The sequence below is a fragment of the Halobacteriovorax sp. HLS genome (genome assembly GCF_004006665.1).
GTDB lineage: Bacteria > Bdellovibrionota > Bacteriovoracia > Bacteriovoracales > Bacteriovoracaceae > Halobacteriovorax.
Genome location: NZ_QOCL01000014.1, coordinates 88,973 through 104,868, shown reverse-complemented (window position 1 = coordinate 104,868; position 15,896 = coordinate 88,973). Strand labels below are relative to the sequence as shown.

General features: G+C 34.7%; 16 protein-coding genes and 1 riboswitch. Of the genes, 2 read left to right on the top strand and 14 right to left on the bottom strand.

What is annotated here, in order from left to right:
- Window positions 1-13: 13 nt before the first annotated feature.
- From DPQ89_RS14550 to DPQ89_RS14530, 5 genes are all read right to left on the bottom strand, one after another.
- Window positions 14-1,648 (bottom strand): ABC transporter substrate-binding protein, encoded by a 1,635-nt coding sequence (locus tag DPQ89_RS14550; protein WP_127717763.1) that lies wholly within the window; start codon window positions 1,646-1,648, stop codon window positions 14-16.
- A gap of 108 nt (window positions 1,649-1,756) precedes the next feature.
- Window positions 1,757-2,446 (bottom strand): hypothetical protein, encoded by a 690-nt coding sequence (locus DPQ89_RS14545; protein WP_127717762.1) that lies wholly within the window; start codon window positions 2,444-2,446, stop codon window positions 1,757-1,759.
- A gap of 43 nt (window positions 2,447-2,489) precedes the next feature.
- A complete protein-coding gene (locus tag DPQ89_RS14540) occupies window positions 2,490-3,164 on the bottom strand; it encodes a bifunctional 2-polyprenyl-6-hydroxyphenol methylase/3-demethylubiquinol 3-O-methyltransferase UbiG (protein ID WP_127717761.1) in 675 nt (224 codons plus the stop codon).
- Window positions 3,165-3,173: 9 nt separating this feature from the next.
- The gene (locus tag DPQ89_RS14535) at window positions 3,174-3,686 is read right to left on the bottom strand and encodes a hypothetical protein (RefSeq protein ID WP_127717760.1); all 513 of its coding nucleotides are present in this window, start codon (window positions 3,684-3,686) and stop codon (window positions 3,174-3,176) included.
- A complete protein-coding gene (locus DPQ89_RS14530) occupies window positions 3,683-4,168 on the bottom strand; it encodes a hypothetical protein (RefSeq protein WP_127717759.1) in 486 nt (161 codons plus the stop codon). Before DPQ89_RS14530 ends, DPQ89_RS14535 begins: the two co-directional genes overlap by 4 nt.
- A gap of 146 nt (window positions 4,169-4,314) precedes the next feature.
- Here DPQ89_RS14530 and DPQ89_RS14525 point away from each other — a divergent pair, with 146 nt between their 5' ends.
- Window positions 4,315-5,886, top strand: coding sequence for a methyl-accepting chemotaxis protein (locus tag DPQ89_RS14525; protein ID WP_127717758.1), 1,572 nt, complete (start codon window positions 4,315-4,317; stop codon window positions 5,884-5,886).
- 606 nt (window positions 5,887-6,492) lie between these two features.
- On the opposite strand, the gene DPQ89_RS14520 is transcribed toward DPQ89_RS14525, so the two are convergent.
- The 5 genes from DPQ89_RS14520 to DPQ89_RS14500 are packed head-to-tail and all read right to left on the bottom strand — an operon-like array spanning window position 6,493 to window position 11,360.
- Window positions 6,493-7,446 (bottom strand): iron ABC transporter permease, encoded by a 954-nt coding sequence (locus tag DPQ89_RS14520; RefSeq protein ID WP_127717757.1) that lies wholly within the window; start codon window positions 7,444-7,446, stop codon window positions 6,493-6,495.
- Window positions 7,436-8,212 carry an ABC transporter ATP-binding protein gene (locus DPQ89_RS14515; protein WP_127717756.1) on the bottom strand — a complete coding sequence of 259 codons (777 nt, stop codon included), beginning with the start codon at window positions 8,210-8,212 and terminating at the stop codon, window positions 7,436-7,438. Before DPQ89_RS14515 ends, DPQ89_RS14520 begins: the two co-directional genes overlap by 11 nt.
- Entirely contained in the window at window positions 8,196-9,035 is an 840-nt protein-coding gene (locus DPQ89_RS14510) for an ABC transporter substrate-binding protein (protein ID WP_127717755.1), read from the bottom strand. The genes DPQ89_RS14515 and DPQ89_RS14510 overlap by 17 nt, the downstream gene beginning before the upstream one ends.
- Window positions 9,036-9,051: 16 nt before the next feature.
- Entirely contained in the window at window positions 9,052-9,570 is a 519-nt protein-coding gene (locus DPQ89_RS14505) for an energy transducer TonB (protein ID WP_127717754.1), read from the bottom strand.
- Window positions 9,567-11,360 carry a TonB-dependent siderophore receptor gene (locus tag DPQ89_RS14500; RefSeq protein WP_127717753.1) on the bottom strand — a complete coding sequence of 598 codons (1,794 nt, stop codon included), beginning with the start codon at window positions 11,358-11,360 and terminating at the stop codon, window positions 9,567-9,569. The genes DPQ89_RS14505 and DPQ89_RS14500 overlap by 4 nt, the downstream gene beginning before the upstream one ends.
- Window positions 11,361-11,375: 15 nt before the next feature.
- A riboswitch (cobalamin riboswitch) is annotated at window positions 11,376-11,497 on the bottom strand.
- A gap of 75 nt (window positions 11,498-11,572) precedes the next feature.
- Here DPQ89_RS14500 and DPQ89_RS14495 point away from each other — a divergent pair.
- On the top strand, window positions 11,573-11,866 hold the full coding sequence (locus DPQ89_RS14495; protein WP_127717752.1) for a hypothetical protein: 294 nt from the start codon (window positions 11,573-11,575) through the stop codon (window positions 11,864-11,866).
- Here DPQ89_RS14495 and lepB read toward each other — a convergent pair.
- The 4 genes from lepB to DPQ89_RS14475 all read right to left on the bottom strand — a co-directional run bounded on the left by lepB (window position 11,863) and on the right by DPQ89_RS14475 (window position 15,636).
- A complete protein-coding gene (gene lepB / locus DPQ89_RS14490; protein WP_127717751.1) occupies window positions 11,863-12,612 on the bottom strand; it encodes a signal peptidase I in 750 nt (249 codons plus the stop codon). The two genes, DPQ89_RS14495 and lepB, sit on opposite strands and share 4 nt — an antisense overlap.
- A gap of 89 nt (window positions 12,613-12,701) precedes the next feature.
- Entirely contained in the window at window positions 12,702-13,604 is a 903-nt protein-coding gene (locus tag DPQ89_RS14485; RefSeq protein WP_127717750.1) for a GNAT family N-acetyltransferase, read from the bottom strand.
- A gap of 68 nt (window positions 13,605-13,672) precedes the next feature.
- Window positions 13,673-15,319 carry a chaperonin GroEL gene (groL, locus tag DPQ89_RS14480; protein ID WP_127717749.1) on the bottom strand — a complete coding sequence of 549 codons (1,647 nt, stop codon included), beginning with the start codon at window positions 15,317-15,319 and terminating at the stop codon, window positions 13,673-13,675.
- A gap of 29 nt (window positions 15,320-15,348) precedes the next feature.
- Window positions 15,349-15,636, bottom strand: a complete 288-nt coding sequence (locus DPQ89_RS14475) for a co-chaperone GroES (RefSeq protein WP_127717748.1) — start codon at window positions 15,634-15,636, stop codon at window positions 15,349-15,351.
- Window positions 15,637-15,896: the final 260 nt, after the last annotated feature.

Below are 15,896 nucleotides of genomic sequence, written 5' to 3'. Positions count from 1 at the left end.
CCCAATTAGAATTTTACTTCGTTATCCACCAGTAGTTTAAACCAACCTGGAACTTATAAGTGTCCTTCTCACGAGACATTCTTTTTGTATGTCCGTAGAATCTATATTTTTCATTGAAGAAGAATGCGTAAGGAACATCTTCAGCAATTAATTTATACACTTCTTTTAAAATTTTGATTCTAGCATTTTGATCAAGAGTAACTCTTGCTTCGTCAATTAGCTTATCAACTTTTGGGTTCTTGTAAGAAATAAAGTTAGAACCAGCTGCTCCTGCAGAATCAGAGTGCCATACCTGCTTAGGGTCCCAATCAATTGATCCACCAGACCATGCAAGCCTAACGGCTTCGAATGATCTCTCATCAAGTTTTTTGATGAATGTGTTCCATTCTACGAATTTAATATTAACGTCAACACCAGCTCTTTTGGCATCTTCTTTGTAGATTGTTAAGTACTTAACAAATTCCTTATTAGGCTCAAGAATAGTAAATGACATATTTACTCTCTTACCATTAATCATCTTGTCTAGAATTCCATCTTTGTTAGTATCTGCCCACCCCTGCTTTCTTAACAACTTAAGTGCTTTCTTTGGATCAAAAAGAATTGGCTTAACATCAGAGTTTGCATAGATAGATTGTCTATAAATTGGCCCCGTCGCAGGAAGAGACATTCCAAAACGAAACTTCTTAATCATCTTATCTCTATCTAATAAGTGATAAAGAGCAACCCTTACATCCTTTTCTTTAAATAGATCATTATTAAGGTTCCAACCAATGAACCCGTATCCAGTAGGGGCCTTATTTTGAGTCTTTACTTTGAAAACTGACTTACCCCATTTAGGTCCGCTAGTCTTCTTTTGATATTCTTCAACAGTAAGTGAGTTAAAGTCTAGATCACCTTTTTGAAGTCTCTGAATTGCAACAGTACCATCTTTAACGAATCTCATTAAAATGCTACCAAAGTTATTTTCACCAGCTCTAATCTTATCGTTAATTCCCCACCACTTCTCGTTACGAGTAAGAGTTAGGTTTTTTCCTCTCTTATATTTAGTCAGTATGTATGGACCTGTACCAACTAAAGTCTTATTCAATTTCTTCTTTTGTTTTTTAGAAGGATTTTCATAAATATGCTTTGGAAGAATCGCTAAGCCTGCAACAACATCAAAGTTTTTGAAGTACTTTTTCTTAGCTACAAATTGAATTTTATTTTTTCCAATAATTGTAGCTGAAGCGATATTCTCGTAATAAGGCTTTTGGTGAGCTGTTTTATACTTATTGTCAGGATCAACAATAGCATCAAATGAAAACTTTACGTCTTCAACTGTTAAAGGCTTTCCATCGTGCCAAGTCACTCCATCTCTTATTGTAAAAGTATATGTAGTTCCATCTTCAGAAATTTCCCAGCTAGAAGCTAGAACAGGTTGCCACTCATAAGTATCAGCATTTCTATCTGCTAGGCCTTCAATGATGTAAGCTTGTACAGAAGAAGCGTAAGCATCTGTTGAAGATAGAGGATTTAAAGTCGTTGGACCCATACCCAAGTTGTACTTAAACATTCCACCTTTTGCTGCTGCAGGATTTCCTACTGCTAAAGTTGAAAGTGAAAATAGTGTTAGCAAGAATGTTGCTAAAATTGTCTTAGTCGAAACCATGATTATTCCTTTGCTATATTTGGCGTGCAAATCATACAAAATCTTGACTGAAATGTTAAGGTACAAGTGTCATAAACGCGCTAACAGCGCAATTTTTATAGAGTTCTGCTATTTCTTGAAAAATAGCCTAGGGTCGAGTGACCAGCGATCCATAGAAAGGTTTTCATCGGTAATTCTATATTTTTCCAACTTGAAGTCAATTTCGTTAAGTCTGACTTCCAAGCCTTTGTAATTTCTAAGTGCGACAATCCTATCTTCCTCAAGCAAGGCCAACTCATCGCGCCATTGGGCCTCTAACTTATCCCTCAAGACTTTATATCTTTGATTGATCGCGTCAGACTTTTCAATATGCGCATCGAGTTGTTTTCTTCGCTGCATCATTTTCCCTTGAATTGCTAAACGCTTTTTCACAAGAATTTCCATGAGCTGTCGGCCCATTTTGATATTATTTTCGAGATCTTTACTAAAGAAATTTAGGTACATTCCATAGCCTAAGCTAAGTTGTCTGAGACAGTCTTCAATATTTGGAACTTTTAAGAGTAAGTAATCAGAGCTCTTTCCCGCTACATATGCTTTACAGTGAAAATTCGGATTATGTTCTTCCCAAAATTCAACTCTGTCCTTCTTATTCAAATATTTCACATTATCGAAATCAACCTTAACTCTCACAAGGTTAGCTTCTGAGGTAATTCTAGAAACTCTTCCAGCGAATGAACCCGTATCACTAAGAACCTTAGTTTCAGCAAAAGCATTCATGCAAAATAGAGTTAATAAGAAATTAAATAATACAATCCTCATAGTATCATTATGACAGAATTCAATTTTTTCCTACAGGGGGTAATTATCTCTTAGGCTTTTGTAAAATAATACTCGAAGTGAACTCTTTCATATGTAAAGGTTCTTCATAATTTAGGATACGTAAATCAGGAAACATGGTTAAAAGCTCTCCCTCACGTAGTAGATACTTATCTTCATACTTCTCATTTCCAGCAATCGTTTTTTGCCTCTTAGTATGACTCTCGTAAATTAGTATTCCGCCTGGTTTTAACCATTCTACCAGCTTCTTATTAAGCTTTCTGTCTACGTAGTAGAAAACTAATATGGCATCGTATAACTCTCCTTCAGAGTTAAAGTCCTCCATAGAAGAGACAACTGTATTAATTCTGATCCCATACTCATTTGCCAATTTTCGAGCTTTTCGTACTGCCACAGCAGAAATATCAACTCCTGTTATATTATAACCTTTACGTGCTAGAAAAACGGCATTACGACCTTCACCCATTCCAACATCTAATACTTTTGCCGCAAAAGGGATATAGGTATAGTTTTCAGAAAGAAATTTAGCAGGAGCTTTACCATAGAGATAATCATCTCCAGAAAACTTCTTATCCCAAAAAGTCTGACTCTCTTTATTTTTTCTCACGCCTGAGAGAAGCTTATATCTGTTGCCAGAAATAGCTTCTCGGGCAAGAGCTGAAAATGTGAAAAAGAAAGCTATAAGAATTATTTTAAACATGAATATATTTTAACTTGAACTGACGTCATTTAAAACATCATCAGAAATTTCCTCAAAAGAGTCCTCTATTGAATTCTCAAAGAAATTAGGTTCAACTTCCTCATCATTCATTTTAACAGACATAGAATCAAGTTCGTCACTAGATACTGTCGACTCTCCTTCTAGATATAACGCTAAAAGGTCGTATTTTTTCTTTAAGGACTTTACAAAGAAATGAACTCTATCATCAACAGTCTGAGGCATGTCCTCAGTAGAAGTCAGATACCATTCCATTTTATCAACGGCCTCATAGAAATCAGTGAGTGCTACAATTAGCTCTGTACTTAAAAACTTGAGATCACCAATTTGAACATTTTTAAATCTTGAACGAAATACTGCAGGGAAATGACTTCGGGTACGTTTGAGTGAATACATTGTAAGATATTCAACTTCTCTATCTCTTATACGCTCGAATAGATTCTTTGCATCAAGTCTAATTAAAGTGACTAGTCTTGAAACTAATTCTTCCTGACTGATATTCATACCTTATTTCCCACATCAGAAGGAAGTTTAGATCTAACTCCTCCTGGCCAGTTTGATTTTGTTTTACGATCTTCATAAATTGAAATCGCAATTAACTTAACAGTTTCTTCTATATTAACTGGTAATGAAAAATAGTGATAGGACTTAGTTCTAAATCCCCTACTTGCAATATCGGCCATCTCAAAACTTGAAATATCAAAAAGGCAGAACTTTTTATTTAAAACCATATAATCTATATAAGTTTTTCGCGCGACTAGAAAATTTCGATATTTAGTGAAATCACTATTTACAGAAACAATATACTCACGGCTATTGTGCTTTATTTCTTTTAAATCCTTTGGAGAAATAGGCACTAGAGATATTCCATAACCTTTAAACATGGTTGCCATATGAAAGTAGAACTCTGGTAGTTGATCACTGAGTTTTAAAAAGAAGATGAATATTTCCCTAGATGAGTTTATCATATATGACTTTTCGATCATTACTCCATTTTTATTAGCATTGCGTACCTGATCGATATAGACAGGAATCTTTTGCCCTTTTAGAAGTTAACAAATTAAGAAAATCTTTACTCTGAGTCTTTAATAATTTACCGATATTAAATAGAACCAATATTTTAAGGAAGAATATGCAAAAGAAATCGGTATTCAAAATACAATCACAAATTATTATCCTAGTGTCATTACTTACCGTGTTTCAACTAGTAATCTGTGTTGTTAGTTTCTACGGAATAAATGCTATAAATACCGATTTGGATATCGTCTTTACTAAAAGACTACCTGCCATAAATAATTTGGTCCAAGCTGATAGAGACTTCCAACAGGCACTTGTTGCGGAAAGAACTCTTTTGCTTGAAAATATTTCAGAGAAAACTAAAGCCTCACAAATTACAGATTATTTAAAAAATAGAAAGCAGGTTATTGATAGATTTAATATTTATGAAAAATTAGCAACATCAAATAAAGAAAAAGATCTTATTAAAGAGTTTAAAGCTAATTATGAATCATGGGCCCAAGTAAGTGATAAGAAACTTGGTATCTCTAAAGGCGGGATGAAGTTTAGCGGTTCGGCGGCCATCGAGGACTCACTAAATATAGTCGGAAAGAGCTTTGAAGCTTCTAGAGATCAGATGGATAAACTTCAAGAAATTATATTAAAGTTTGCTGACTTTGAATTCACATCAGCGCAAAAAGAATTTAAAAATACTATTATATTACTAGCTTCCATTGTTCTTGGTTGTTTTGCATTAACTGTAATTCTCTCTTTTGTCTTTATTAGATCAATAAATAACAAAATTAGAGCGACAATCGCCAATGTTAGTAAAGAAAGTGATTTACTAACTAGTATCTCAAAAGACTTAAGTCAAAAGGCCACTCAATTAGCATCTTCGTCACAACAACAATCAGCTTCTGTTACTGAAACTTCATCCTCTCTTCATGAAATTTCACAAATGGTAAAGAAGAATACTTCAACAGCTGTCGAAAGTGCGAATCTTGTAAATGAGGGAAAGAGAGAACTTGATAGAGGTATAAAGATGATCTTTGATCTTGCTGAAAAAGTAAAAGAGATCAATAAAGCCTCAGATGAATTAATTGGTAAAGTGGACCATAATCACCAACGCTTTGAAGAGATTCTCGGTGTTTTTAATAATGTTCAAGAAAAAACAAGTGTTATCAATGACATTGTTTTCCAAACGAAGCTACTTTCTTTTAATGCCTCAGTTGAAGCTGCGAGAGCTGGAGAACATGGAAAAGGTTTTTCTGTAGTTGCAGAAGAGGTTGGAAATTTAGCACAAATGAGTGGTAAATCTGCCAATGAAATTGCCGAATTATTGGAAGGCAGCCTAAGTAATGTTTCATCAATTATTTCAAATTCAAAAGAAGAAGTTAACTCTTCAGTAAAGAAGAATGAAGCTATTATAGATCAAACATTAAAAATATCTTCTGATTGTGAGAAGATCTTAAAAGAAATCGATCAAATGTTTATGAAAGTTACAAATTCTACCAATGAAATTGCAACAGCTTCTAAAGAACAAAGTAGTGGTGTCGGTGAAATCAATACCGCTGTTCAAGAAATTGATACAGCTAACCAGCTCACAACAAATAATGCAAATAAAGTTGAAGAAGATTCGATTAGTCTTTCTGAGGTTGCAGTTAATTTAGAAGATAATTTAATAGAACTTAGAAAACTAGTAGCATAAACAAAAGGTACCCTGTAGACGATTTTTTTAAACTCTTCTATTTTATGGCCTAAGGGTACCAATTAGTTTTGAGTTGATTTTCCTAGCTAGAGAGAGGGAAAGTCAGGTAATCAAACTCGGTTTTTTTGGTGTCTCTGATTTACATCCTGTAAGTCATTAACTTGACCTCTTTACTACTATGTCTCCATCCGTAGAAACTTCACAAAGTGGTCTTTTCATCATCCGTGATACTCTCGAATTATCATCCTTGATAATTCATACATTCTACTAAGCAAGCCTGATGCCAACTTTAAAAAGTGGTTTTCAGCTACTTGACGCACTTAGGTGACAACTTGCCCCTACGTCACATAGGGGCACTCTTAACTCTGTTATGATTTCAGTTGATTAGTCATCGCCAAATTGTCACTGGTAGTACTACTGTCGAAATTTATCAAACTTACATTCTCTGGCCAAACCAAATACCAGAAACTTGCAAGGAGTGTATTAAGGTTAAGTACATAAATCTAATTTAAATAGTTGAGATAACTAAGAAAAAGAGGTGTCAAAAACAACCAGGTTAAGACAAAATTTTGACTCTTAACCATTTCTTACAATGAAAATTGTCTACTATTTCTTTCGAACCAAAAGTAGATACAGGAAGAATGGCCCACCTAAAAGCGCGGTCATTACTCCGACAGGTAATTGCGTTTCACTCATAATATTGCGAGCAATTAAGTCACACAACATTAAGAGACATCCACCCAAAACGAAAGTACTCGGAATTAACTCCTGATGCTTAGATGAAAAAATCTTCTTAGAAATATGAGGACCGACTAAACCAATGAAGCCAATTGGCCCACATTCGGCCACAACTGCAGCAATAATGAGTGAGTTTAGAAAGTACAAAGATCTTCTAAGCTTCGTAACATCAACTCCTCTAGAGATGGCCAGATCATCCCCTAAAAAGAGAATATTCAATTGAGAGGCCTTAGTTATAGAAAAAATCAAAGCTGCCACTGCAAATGGTGCAAGTCTTATTGGAGCACTATAACCAACAACATCGAGCCCTCCCATTAGCCAACGAACCATCAATAGAGCATCCCTTTCATGACCTAGAAACTGTATAAAGAGTATAAGACTAGAACAAAGCATTGAGATAACAATTCCACTTAATAAGAGCGTATGCGTCTCGACCCTGCCTCTTGTTCTTGCAAGCCCATATACAAAAGCTACACAGCTAAGAGCTCCCAAAAAACTAAATAAAGTTACACCGTTAAAAAATGTATAAGTGTAACTCAGTCCAAGAACGAGATAGAAGGCCGCTCCTAAAGATGCTCCACTAGCAACACCTAAAGTATATGGTGTAGCAAGAGAGTTTCTAAACATAGCTTGAAATAAAAGCCCACTTAAAGAGAGAATACCTCCAACCATGAAGGCCGTAAAAACCCGAGGAAGTCGAATATTTAGAATGACTTCATTAAACATTTGCGTTCCAAACTGAATCTCCCCAGGGCCTATTGCTATAGAGAGAATAAATACAAGCATTGTAACGAGGCTTAAGATTAGTAATTTAATTTTCATCAAATACCCTTGGAACTACAAACTGAATATTCTTTTGCGGATGGATAGTTAATGAAAACTCTTTATCAAATAATTTATCTAAAAGTTGATTACTAATCATTTCTTTAGGAGATGAGTCAAAAAGAACAGACCCGTTTTTCATTCCCATAACTCTAGAGCTATTTAGGAGTGAAGTATTTATATCATGGGAGACCATAATGACTGCCATCTCCTCTTTTAAAGAAAAGATTATTTCATTAACTTCATCCTGGTGCTTTGGATCTAAGTAGCTTGTTGGTTCATCAAGAAGTAGTAATCGAGGATTCTGAAAAATAGAACTAGCAATAAAAACTTTCTGCCTCTCTCCTCCACTTAATGTAGTCATAGATCGACTTTTGAGATGAACTAAGTTAAATCTCTCTAATATTTCATGGGCCCTATCTATTTCTTCGGGAACAAGTCCTCTAAAATTATCAAGATGAGGAAAGTAACTCATTTCCATAAAGTCCCAAACACTATAGTCAGCATGAATTTCGAGAAACTGAGGAACATAGGATACAGAGGTGGCCAATTCTTTTTGAGAAATATCAATAATTGATCTATCAAGTATCCTAGCTTCTCCACTAAAGTTTCTATAAATGCCACAGAGAGATTTTATGAGTGTTGATTTTCCTGAACCATTAGGCCCTAGGATCGTTAAGAACTCATTCTCTTTCAGATCAAAAGAAACATTCTCTAAGATAGTATTGTTACCTAAAGAAAGAGATAAGTTATTTACCTTTAACATTTACTAATCCCATTTGGTTAAAGAGTTCTTTTGCAATTCTTCCTACTCTAGGACCAGGAATAAAGAGGTAATCTCCTACAAGAGAAATATAACGAGTAGGTGTCTTCATTTTTTTAAACATTTTCTCCCAAGCTTCTTTAGAACTTTGCAACTTTGCTGGAGTCACTTTATCAAAAATCTCAACAACATAATCGACCTCATTCATAAGAAGTCTCTCTCTATCTAATTGAGGATAAGCTATATTAGAATTTTCAAAAATATTCGTAATCCCCATTTTTACAAAGATATCATTATAGAAATTATCACTACCAGCAACATGAGCACTTAGAACCTCGCCTCCTTTTATGGAAGCTCCAATAACAAGTAGAATTTTAATTTTGCCTTTTAGCGGTTCCACTCTCTCAAGATCAGAATTCATTTTTTGAATCAATTCCTTTCCCCTACTTTGAACCTTAAACTCTTTGGCCAGTATATTAATTGCTTCAAATATATCTTCAAGTCTTTCGTGCTTTATAGAAACTACTTTAATTTTCATATTGCTAAAGCTTGAAATTGAGCTTGTCTTTGTACTCGCACTCAAAAGAACTAAGTCAGGTCTAAGAGTTAAGATCTTTTCATAGTTAAGATCAATTGACGTTCCTATTTTATTTTTCTTACAGACATCATTATCAAAAAAGCAATACCTACTCACTCCGATCACTTTCTCCTCTAATCCTAAACTAATAAGTATTTCTGTTATGCTAGGAACAGTAGAGACTACTCGTTCGTAGGAAAAGGTAGCACTAGAAAAAAGAAAGAAAAATATTCCAAGAATTTTAATCATAATTCAGTATACCTAATTACTCAGTGAGTTCAAATTTGAACTCTAATTCTATATGACTATTAATAGAGTCATTATTAGTCACTCTTTCATACTCGCTGGCAAGTGCCGCTTCTCGTGCAGCTTCATCTAAACGTTCATAACCACTAGAGCTTAGCAGTTCAGATCGAATCGCTCGTCCATCATTGCCAACAATGACTTTCAACAAGACCACTCCTTCTTCTCGAAACACTCTGGATTTACGCGGATATTTTGGAATAATCTTATTTAAAACCTTTGCCTCTACACTTGCCTGTTCAACTTCTAAATTCTTTAAAGGAACAGATTTCTTAGTATTCTCTTTAGAGATACTCTTTTTCTTCATAGGCTTTAATATTTTCTTCTTTTTTTTTATTTCTCTAAAGGAGACTTTCACACTAGATTTCTTTGAGGAAAAGCTCGTCAAAACTGACGAACTTTCAACAGATGAGCGAACAAAGATAAAACTATGTCCTACTAACGAGATAAAAGATGAAATCAAAACTATACGTAAATTCAAATATTAAATTTCCAGGTTAAATTGAAGTTAATACCAGGTGTTCCATAGCCATAAACTTGCTCGTACTTTCTATCAAAGAGATTTCCTACTTTAAACAATACTTTATCATCAACTCCAAGTTCATAAGAAAATCTCAGATCTACCAGAAAGTATGACGACAGAACAATAGTATCAAAGTCACTATTTTCTCTTTCTCCAACATAAGAGAAATCAACAATACTATTAAACTTTTCAAATCCATTCCAACCTAAACTTGCATTATATTTTTGCCTTGGTCTTCGTGGAAGGTACTGACCTTCTTTTCCAGTCGAGTTATTTATTGCACTTAATAGAGTTGTTCCTACTTTCCAATCAAAAGAGCGGCTTTCACCAAAGTAGTTTAATTCAAATCCCTCTATGTCTGCTTTAGATATATTTTCATACCTATTAGAAACTGAATCAAAATCAATAATATTATCGTAATTGTCATTAAAGTAAGTCAGCTCAAATTTTGAAGAAAGAATAAATTGTGTGATAGAAAGATCAAAACTCTCACTTTGAGTAGGACTTAGAGCGGTATTACCGAAATTACTATATAGCTGATATAAACTTGGAGACTTAAAACCTGTTGAAGCATTTATCTTTAAATCCGTTTTCTTAAATACTGGATATGAAGCTCCAATTTTCCAGACAACTCTATAAGAATAAGTACTTTCATTTGTCCAGCGCACACCACCATGTAAACTAAGCTTCTGGAACTTACCATGAGCATCTAGATAGCCTGCTACTGACTCAAAGTTTTTCTTATTATCAATTGTACCAATGCTTGCTTTAGTCTTCTCGTACTCAAAGCCATTTAACAATGTTAGTGCCTTACTGAGAACAAAAGGGTTCTCCAACTCAACCTTATTAACCTTAGAAACTAATCGTGATAAAGAAAATGAATTCGAAAGTCTATCAGACTTATTATGAGAGACTTTAAGTTTGGGCTCCCACACTTTCGTTGCCTTATACTTGTAAAAAAGACTTGAAATGGTTTGTGCATCTCTACCCACATAATCAAGTTTATCGGCCGTCGACGCATCAAAATCACTTTCAGCCTTAACGGATCGAATGCTAAGAGAAAGCTCATCTTTGGTTGATATCGATGTTGTCGCCTTAAATGAGGCAGTTAAGTTATTATAACCATCCTTTTCGGCCATAATAACTCTATCTTCATTATAAGATGAAATTCCTTCTACATCTTGAAAACTCAGACCCATAGAGTAGTCCACTCGCTTCCCAGAGTTTCTTGCGCTAAAGCTTGCTCTTTTATTTTTAAAACTTCCGTAACTTACTGAACCTAAGGCCTCTTTTGTTCCTTTAGGATTTTTCGTCGTTATATTAATCACACCGGCCATTGCATCTGAGCCGTAGAGAACACTTTGAGAACCTTTTAAAATTTCAACTTTCTCTACATTTGATAGGTCAATATGATCTAGAACTGATCCACCACCAACAGAGCTCTTGTCATTGTATTCAACTCCATCAATAACAATTAAAGTAAAGCTTGAGTCTGCACCGCGAAGAAAAAGTGACGTAGACTTCCCGTAACTCCCATTTGAATTTACAAAGAGTCCACTTTTCTTCTCTATTAAGTCTGCTAAATTTGTAGTTTGAGATTTCTCAATTTCTTCGAGATCAATGACTTGAACATTACTAGTTGTCTCATCATAAGATCTTTCAATTTTTTCTGCTGTTACTGTAACTGACTGTTTACCAAAGACTGAAAAACTGCTCATTAGTGCAAACACTACAATTCTTTTTGACATGATTCCTCCCAGGGATAGATTAGAACAATATGTAGGATCGGACTTAGACTTATGTCATCACCGTTGCCGGACAGCACTAGATTCTCACTAGTTTCACTAAATATTGTTATTTTATTTCTACAATCTTAATATGCGGGCCAATTTAATCAACTATTTTGTAATAAGGCCAATTCTTCCTTTCCACTTAGATAATAATTTCCTATAAATTGGTTATGAAAAATGAATTAAAAGAATACTTCGTACTCCCTCAGGCCATGTTCTTTATGTATAGCTCAAGAGCAGGAATGGACCCAAATGATATGCTTACTAAGCTTCAAATGACCCATGAAGACCTCTACCCTAAATTAGGAGGCTATGCACTTGAGAGAAAACAATATATGTCACTACTCTACAAGGCCGGAAATAGAAAAAGTGAAGTTTATCTAGAGAAAGACAAAGAAGACTTACTTAGAAGTATAGAAACTTCCGAGCTCATTGCTGAGCTCGAACGTAGAACAAGAAACTAAAGAGTCGTTCCTATTCTCCATGGTCTAAAGTGAAACTTTTCCTGTGACCATGGATAAACCATACTGAACCAAACAAACATTGCTCTACCGCGAACGTGTCCAAATGGAACAAATCCCCAATACCTAGAGTCACTTGAGTAATCTCTATTATCACCCATTACGAAGAAGCTATCTTTAGGAACTGTAACTTTTTCAATATTTAAATGATACGGCATAGAATTGTTAACAGCGGTAACAAATTTCTTCTCACCTAAAGTAACTTCTTCAAACTCGATATTTTTCTTATCAAACTTATCATCGAAGAGGTCAATATACTTACTCTTATCAACAGCTCTTGTTTCAACTAGCTTACCATTAAGATAGACTTTGTTATTATAAACTTCAATCTCATCACCTGGTACACCAATCACTCTTTTTACAAAGAGTATATTTCTATCTTTTGGATATCTAAAAACTATAATTTCCCCTCTTTCTGGATGGCTTGGCGTTGTAATATACCAAGGGTCACCAAATAAATCAGAGTAAGGAACCTTTAAACCATAAGACATTTTGTTAACTAAAATAAAGTCACCAATCGCATTGGTAGGTAGAAGTGATCCGGAAGGAATATGATTTGGCTCAAAGAATGTAGACTTAAAAGCAAAGACACTAACAATAATATAAATCCACGAAAGGATTTCTTTTTTAATTTTGTTTAACTTTTCAACCGAAGGATCGATTACAACATCTTGATTATTATCTTCCATTTCTATTATCACCTTTAAAAATATTCTGGCTTATTTTAATGTATTTGGAGATATTAGTCACTTTATAAAAAGTCTATCTTTTCAACAACTTAAGCAATTACTTTCTTCAGAACCACCTTCGTGATTTCTTTTGTGAAGCTAAATTTTTTATTTAGAGCAAGCATTGGAAGATTTGAAGCATCATTCATCGTAGAGATATATTCAATACCTCTATCTTTACATGCTAAAGTTGCTTCTTGCTTTAAAGCAAAACCTATCCCTAGCCCGTGAAACTTCTTTCTTACTCCGGTGAGCATAACTGAGGCCTTAGAAGCATCCAACGCAACTGTACACATTCCGGCCAATTCATCATTATAGTATGCGACAAAGCTTAGAGAACTATCTAACTTCGAGTTATCAATTATCTCTCTAAAGTGATCATAACTAAGTTCTTCCATTGGAAACTCAGCAGGAATCAATTTTACGAGCTCTCGATCTAAGTGGTAAAACTTTATAAAATTCTCATCACAACAAAGAAATTTCTCAAATGATTCAAATCGAATCAAGTCATTATCTAGTTCAACTTTCTTATAAAGCTGAGGGTTCATATAAGAACGCCATAACCTAGACTCTTCTTGCATTGATAAAGACTTATAAAAGTCCAACTTCCATTTTTCATCTTCGTAAACAGCTGCTGATAATTCTTTTTGTGGAAAATTCGATATACTAAAATCGTAGAGTTTCTTAAGTGTCGCCACATTCCGATAGTCAGCTCTTGCCCAAATATTAATTATTTTTGTAGAGTTACTTGCAAAAGGATGATCCATAAACCTGATGCAACAAACAAGTTCTCCATTGTCTTCAATATGCGAATACGAACAATTATATTTCTTCTCTATTCTTTTGAAGTTTTGAAGAAAACTTGGGAACTCTTCATCAAAATACTTATTATCTAAACTTACTACTTTATAAATATCTTCAAGATCTTCTATTGTCGAATTAACCAGTTTCACAAATCACATCTCTCCGAAAAAAAGGGCCACAGAAGTGGCCCCTTATTTAGATAAAATTTAGTAATGAATTACATCATTCCTGGCATTCCGCCCATTCCACCCATTCCACCTGGCATTCCAGCAGGAGCGGCATCATCTTTAGGAAGATCAGCAATCATTGTTTCTGTTGTAAGCATTAGTCCCGAAACAGAAGCTGCATTTTGAAGTGCAGATCTAGTTACCTTTGTTGGATCAATAATTCCAGCAGCAACAAGGTCTTCGTACTTGTCAAGTCTTGCATTATAACCGTAAGTAACATCACCTTTAGTTCTAACATCATTAACCACTACTGAACCTTCAAGTCCTGCATTGATCGCAATTTGTCTTAATGGCTCTTCAACAGATCTCTTAACAATCTTAATACCAAAAGTTTCTTCAGCATTTGATCCTTCAAGACCTTCAAGAACAGTTGCAGCATGAACTAAAGCAGCTCCACCACCAACAACAATTCCTTCTTCAACAGCAGCTCTCGTTGCATTTAATGCATCTTCAACTCTGTCTTTCTTTTCTTTCATTTCTGACTCAGTTGGTGCTCCAACATTAATTACAGCAACTCCACCTGAAAGCTTTGCAAGTCTTTCTTGTAGTTTTTCTTTGTCATAGTCAGAAGAAGTTTCTTCAATTTGTTTTTGAATAGTTGCAACTCTTGCATCAACAGCATCTTTATCACCAGAACCATCAACGATAGTTGCATTTTCTTTATCAATAGTGATTTTCTTAGCAGATCCTAGGTGAGCAACGTCAGCAGTTTCAAGAGTCATTCCTAATTCTTCAGAAATAACTGTTCCACCAGTAAGTGTTGCAATATCTTTTAACATTTCTTTTCTTCTATCACCAAATCCAGGAGCTTTAACAGCACAAACATTAAGTGTTCCTCTTAGCTTATTAACAACTAAAGTTGTTAAAGCTTCACCTTCAACATCTTCAGCAATAATAAGAAGCGGTCTAGAAGCTTGAACAACTTTTTCAAGTACTGGAACAAGTTCTTTCATGCTTGCAATTTTCTTGTCAGTGATAAGAATTAATGGAGAATCAAAGTTAACTTCCATTTTCTCTGGATTAGTTACGAAGTATGGAGATAGATAACCTCTATCAAATTGCATACCTTCAACTACATCAAGTGTAGTCTCAGCAGTCTTAGACTCTTCAATAGTGATAACACCATTGTTTCCAACTTTTGCCATCGCTTCAGAAATTAGAGTTCCAATTTCTGTATCGTTATTTGCAGAGATAGTACCAACTTGAGCGATCTCTTCAGAAGACTTAACTTCCTTAGACATTTCTTTTAGCTTAGTAATAATTTTCTCAACTGCAATATCAACACCTCTTTTAAGGTCCATTGGATTATGACCAGCAGTAACTAACTTGATCCCTTCTCTGTAAATGGCCTGAGCTAGAACTGTTGCAGTAGTCGTACCATCCCCTGCATCTTCGTTAGTTTTTTGAGCAACTTCTTTAACCATTTGCGCGCCCATATTTTCAAAGTTGTTCTCTAGCTCAATTTCTTTTGCTACAGAAACACCATCTTTAGTAATATGAGGAGCACCAAATGACTTTTGAATGATTACGTTACGACCTTTTGGCCCTAGAGTAACTTTAACAGCGTTTGCTAAAGTATTAACTCCATTAAGGATTAGTGTTCTTGCGTCTTCGCTATATTTTAATTCTTTTGCCATGATATATTCTCCTAAAAGTTAAATTTTAATTATTGTAAAACACCAAGTAGGTCATCTTCTTTCATTATAAGAAAGTCGTTTCCTTCTACTTTTACATCTGTTCCAGCATACTTTCCGAAAAGAACTTTATCTCCGGCCTTAACTTCAAGTGCTCTAAAAGATCCATCTTGGTTTCTATAACCTGGACCAACAGAAATAACTTCACCTTGAATTGGCTTTTCAGCATGGTTGTCTGGAATAATAATTCCACCAGCAGTCTTAGTTTCTTCACCTAGTCTTTTCACTAACACTCTGTCTTGTAGTGGTCTTACTTGCATAGTTCCTCCTTAAGGTTCATATCTTTAATTATTTGTTTTTATTAAATTTACTAGTCAAAAATAATAGCGATTGAACCACTGTCAAGGGTGTATCGTCAAAATTATTTCAAATATTTTAGTGAGACTAACACTTAGTCACTTAAAGCGTTGTAAACACATACAAAAACGCAACGCAAGATTTATGACAAAGGCCGTAAAACCCCACTAATTCTAGCTTTTTTCGAGGTCATTTTTTAAAAATATATTTTTCTTAGGCCTAA

Excerpts from the sequence above, each read along its gene's own strand:
- DPQ89_RS14500 (WP_127717753.1), bottom strand. The coding sequence starts at position 11,360 with ATGTCAAAAAGAATTGTAGTGTTTGCACTAATGAGCAGTTTTTCAGTC.
- DPQ89_RS14525 (WP_127717758.1), top strand. The coding sequence starts at position 4,315 with ATGCAAAAGAAATCGGTATTCAAAATACAATCACAAATTATTATCCTA.
- groL (WP_127717749.1), bottom strand. The coding sequence starts at position 15,319 with ATGGCAAAAGAATTAAAATATAGCGAAGACGCAAGAACACTAATCCTT.
- DPQ89_RS14475 (WP_127717748.1), bottom strand. The coding sequence starts at position 15,636 with ATGCAAGTAAGACCACTACAAGACAGAGTGTTAGTGAAAAGACTAGGT.
- DPQ89_RS14495 (WP_127717752.1), top strand. The coding sequence starts at position 11,573 with ATGAAAAATGAATTAAAAGAATACTTCGTACTCCCTCAGGCCATGTTC.
- DPQ89_RS14520 (WP_127717757.1), bottom strand. The coding sequence starts at position 7,446 with ATGAAAATTAAATTACTAATCTTAAGCCTCGTTACAATGCTTGTATTT.
- DPQ89_RS14550 (WP_127717763.1), bottom strand. The coding sequence starts at position 1,648 with ATGGTTTCGACTAAGACAATTTTAGCAACATTCTTGCTAACACTATTT.
- DPQ89_RS14540 (WP_127717761.1), bottom strand. The coding sequence starts at position 3,164 with ATGTTTAAAATAATTCTTATAGCTTTCTTTTTCACATTTTCAGCTCTT.
- DPQ89_RS14545 (WP_127717762.1), bottom strand. The coding sequence starts at position 2,446 with ATGAGGATTGTATTATTTAATTTCTTATTAACTCTATTTTGCATGAAT.
- DPQ89_RS14530 (WP_127717759.1), bottom strand. The coding sequence starts at position 4,168 with ATGATCGAAAAGTCATATATGATAAACTCATCTAGGGAAATATTCATC.
- DPQ89_RS14515 (WP_127717756.1), bottom strand. The coding sequence starts at position 8,212 with ATGTTAAAGGTAAATAACTTATCTCTTTCTTTAGGTAACAATACTATC.
- DPQ89_RS14535 (WP_127717760.1), bottom strand. The coding sequence starts at position 3,686 with ATGAATATCAGTCAGGAAGAATTAGTTTCAAGACTAGTCACTTTAATT.
- DPQ89_RS14510 (WP_127717755.1), bottom strand. The coding sequence starts at position 9,035 with ATGATTAAAATTCTTGGAATATTTTTCTTTCTTTTTTCTAGTGCTACC.
- lepB (WP_127717751.1), bottom strand. The coding sequence starts at position 12,612 with ATGGAAGATAATAATCAAGATGTTGTAATCGATCCTTCGGTTGAAAAG.